Below are 3,522 nucleotides of genomic sequence, written 5' to 3' on the forward strand. Positions count from 1 at the left end.
TTGATCACCACGCCGGTATCGTTCCCGCAGGGGGAGTGGTACCCAGAGCAAGCGCCATCTAAGGTGGTGATTCGAAGTTCTGATAATCACAATTCCACTTGTTCGAGCTTAGGCAGCAACCAGTGGTCTTGTTTGCTTCCTGAGTCTGGTTTCCACAGTACGGGTATGCAAGTTGAGATGTGGGTGGCCGATGGCGTGCGCAGAATGTGGGGAGGCGAACTGACCGTCGATGATTTAGTGGAGCCGGTACCGATGGAGGCGTGTATTGACCGTGCAATTGCCTCGATTGAATTATGGAAACATCAGGGGTTTGATAGCTACCGCTATACCGCAGAAAAGCTGCACTTAGCGCTGGAAGGGCTACCGACTATCCCTTACCAAGACACCATCGATGAAAATGCTCTGATTCTCGACATTTTACACACCTGCGCCTTGCAAAGTGACAAGGTGCCCGCGCTTCTTAAGCCATAACACTGGCGATTCTTTCACTGAGTGCGCCCGCTTTCTATGAAGCGGGCTTAATTAGCTAACTCATTGAATTAACAGCCTCTAAAAAAAGCTCATAAAACCTAAACTAACGGTAATTCACTGTATTTCACGCCAAATCGAGCACAAGCTTGGCGGGTCTTTAAACGTTGCTTGCTGCTGGCTGTGACTTCCAACAATGCCATCTGGATGAGCATATTCGATTGCACTTGTTGCCAATGAGCTCGAAGCGGTTGAGGTTTTGAAGGCCTTTATCTCCATTTACATATTGTTATTTTCAATCAAAGAGACTGAAATCTTAATGAAATTTTCTCCTATTTATGCGGCGCTGCTAACCAGCTTAGCCAGCATTTCAGTAGCCCATGCTGCTCAACACTCTCAGAACATTGCTAACGAATATGGCGCGGACAATATTGACCCTCACCTGAAGTGTTTAGATTTCAACCCACATGGTGCCAGTCCATATTGTGTGGCTAATTTTAAACCGGAAGGGCTTACTCTAGAGCCAAATCAAAAGGTATTGATCACCACGCCGGTATCGTTCCCGCAGGGGGAGTGGTACCAAGAGCAAGCCCCATTTAAGGTGGTGATTCATGGCTCTGATGGGCGTAATTCCACTTGTTCGAGCTTAGGCAACAGCCAGTGGTCTTGTTTGCTTCCTGAGTCTGGTTACCACAGCACCGGTGTTCAGATAGAACTGTGGGTGGCCGATGGCGTGCGCAGAATGTGGGGCGGCGACCTCATCATGGATGATTTGATCCCTGATGCGCCTGAAATTGAAAACGCATCCGCGACATTTGTACCGGCAAAAGGTGAAAACCTGACCCGAGACGGCAAAATGTGGCTAGCGACTCAAACGCCAATCAATGTCACGTTAGACTTTGATTTAGTTAACGGCAGCACAAACAGTTTTGCTAACCAACCTATACGAGTGCTACTGGAAAAAACAGTCGGTACTGGCGAAGACAACACCACAACAGAGTGGGTAACGCTATCAGGCCAAAGCCAAAGCATCAACAGTGGCCACAACACCATCACGGGTCAGGTTATTCCTTCGCAAGGTTGGGATTCAGCGGCGTTCTACAGTGTATCGCTGGGTTATAAGCTGAACGACAATGACACACCGGTTTCTTTTGTTGATCCGCAAGGCCGCACCACAATGACAGGCCAAGGCGCTTACTTGAGTGCATCGCCAATGCGTATTGTCGATTCTAACAACCCAGACAGTACCTGTGTGTTGACACAAAACACCCCGGAGTCGTGTGACTTTATTGCCAACGGTAGCGGTGTAAAACTGACGGGTCTTAATGTATGGCAAGATGATGATAACCGACAAAGCATTCAAGCGGGCACCCAAACTAAAACGTTACAAGGCGGCCACGTAATAAACGACGTCGCGTTCGATCTTCAAACCACAGGCAAACAGACGTTTACTTGGAACAACGTTTCTACGGTTGTTACGTACAACACTGATGCCAGCCAAATTGTGCTTGCTGATGCAGATGCAACGAACGATGTGGTTTACGACAACGCATACATCAACGGTGCCGTTACCAAGGTGACAAACAAAGGCAACCGAAATGGCAGCCGTGAAGCGCGTAATACTGGTATTCGTGTTTCACTCGATACACTGGATCACAGTGCCATTTCAGGTTTGGAAAGTGTTACTTGGTCGGCAGAGTATCCGCTGGTTGAGTTTGTGAAGGTATACGCTCCTGAGCTACCAAGCCTAGTAGAAGAAGGTTTGAAACTGGTAGAACAGGCAATCAACAGCACTATTTTAGCGAACTCTGTTGAGTTCTCTGAAGATGGCCAATTCTACTTAGATGTTGCTTCTCTTAACGATGGTATTACAGACGCAATTGCAAACTTAGGCAGTCAGTACGACCAGTACTTCCCGCGTTTTGCTAACGTTGTATTGCCACTGGATCTTGTCGCGCATTACCGTGTACACGGTGTTGATAAGGTGAAGTCAAAACGCTTCAATATCGCAATTGGTGACCGAGGTAAGCGTATTGTTAACTTCGAAAGCAATGGTAATGTACAGTGTTTGACCAATGTTGGCGGCAAGTTTGCATTCCAAGACTGTGACACATCACAAGCTGTGAATGAAAATACCGACCCTAATGTGCTGTTCAAATTCGTGCCAGCGGCGCCAGGTACCATCACGCACCCAACGAACGTGTTCCAAGTTCGCCCTGCGAGCGATGATACACAGTGTTTAACGGTGAATGGCTACAGTAGTTACAATGTGGTAAGTCAAGAATGTAATGTGGACGCTGGTGTGTCTCAATTGTTCTCTTTTAAAGCGCAATCTGATAACCACCTAGAAGAATCTATTGTTGCTTCAGGCAATACTGCAGAGATGACGATTTCTTCATTGTGGAATGGCCGTATCTTTGACCGCAGTGGCGGTGGTGCTGGTGGTAGTCAATGGGGTGATTTGATTGTTTACCCGAAAAATGGTGACAAGGGTTCAATGAACCAACATATGTTTGTTTCTCGTTTCGGTATTCAAAACGAAGCGAACCGACCACAAACTGTGCCTGTAGATTTAACTATGAGATGTCAAACGGGTGGTTCATTCCTGAATTACTGGAGCCGTATCCAGCTGACGGCGACCAACAACTCAGATTACGACGCGTATGTTCGTGTTAACTGGAATGAGCGTTGGGAACTGGTTCGCGCGGGCACAACTCGAATGGTCGATAACCGTTTAATGTCTATGCCAGTGGCTTTCGATCAGGTGTATCGTTTCTTCCCAGAGTTTAACCCACACAATGCATTCTTCTCTTTGCCAGCGAATGAAACGAAGTGTGAAGCGGGAATGGGCCGACCAAATCTTGATTTCACTGAGACGAAGAAAGGTTACAACGCTTGGACAGTCGCTCCTGAATAATAGTTTGTAAGCATATGGAGCAAGGTGACAAACCTTGCTCCTTTTTTGATTTTTACGAATAACACTGATTCTCTATTTTTGAGTAAACCGATGAAAAATACATTATCAATCTCGATTGCAAGCGCCGTTCTAGCGTT

Annotated in this window: 1 protein-coding gene and 1 pseudogene; both read left to right on the top strand. The window is 46.9% G+C overall.

Annotation, left to right across the window (positions count from 1 at the left end):
• Positions 1–471 (top strand): annotated as a pseudogene (locus BCT81_RS29235) (hypothetical protein); the annotation flags it as partial.
• Positions 472–787: 316 nt separating this feature from the next.
• Positions 788–3,385 carry a hypothetical protein gene (locus BCT81_RS26355; protein ID WP_102426372.1) on the top strand — a complete coding sequence of 866 codons (2,598 nt, stop codon included), beginning with the start codon at positions 788–790 and terminating at the stop codon, positions 3,383–3,385.
• Positions 3,386–3,522: the final 137 nt, after the last annotated feature.

It is taken from the genome of Vibrio sp. 10N.261.52.A1 (genome assembly GCF_002876325.1).
Lineage (GTDB): Bacteria > Pseudomonadota > Gammaproteobacteria > Enterobacterales > Vibrionaceae > Vibrio > Vibrio chagasii.

Excerpts from the sequence above, each read along its gene's own strand:
- BCT81_RS26355 (WP_102426372.1), top strand. The coding sequence starts at position 788 with ATGAAATTTTCTCCTATTTATGCGGCGCTGCTAACCAGCTTAGCCAGC.